This is a genomic window from Paraburkholderia sp. SIMBA_027, from assembly GCF_046535315.1.
GTDB lineage: Bacteria > Pseudomonadota > Gammaproteobacteria > Burkholderiales > Burkholderiaceae > Paraburkholderia > Paraburkholderia tropica.
Genome location: NZ_JAWRWY010000804.1, coordinates 1 through 264, shown reverse-complemented (window position 1 = coordinate 264; position 264 = coordinate 1). Strand labels below are relative to the sequence as shown.

Genomic DNA, 264 nt, shown 5'->3' with positions numbered 1-264 from the left:
GCAGTGGGCCGCGGTGAGGAAATCTTTGCGGCGGCTGAGAAGATTTCCGCCGAGCTGGAGGCAGCAGGACTCGACGTCATTTACGATGACCGCCCGAAGGTATCACCCGGGGTAAAGTTCGGTGATGCCGAGCTGGTCGGTGTGCCGACCATCCTGGCTGTTGGGCGTGGGCTCGTGGACGGTGTGGTGGAGGTCAAGGACCGCCGCACCGGCGAAGCCGAGAACGTTGCCGTAGACAAGGCCGTGGACTACGTGGTCAACGCC

1 protein-coding gene is annotated in these 264 nt (G+C 63.6%); it reads left to right on the top strand.

Features of this window, described 5'->3' with window-relative positions; genetic code table 11:
- Positions 1 to 264, top strand: a 264-nt coding sequence (locus SB764_RS41290; RefSeq protein ID WP_410866938.1) for a His/Gly/Thr/Pro-type tRNA ligase C-terminal domain-containing protein, incomplete at both ends; no start/stop codon positions are given.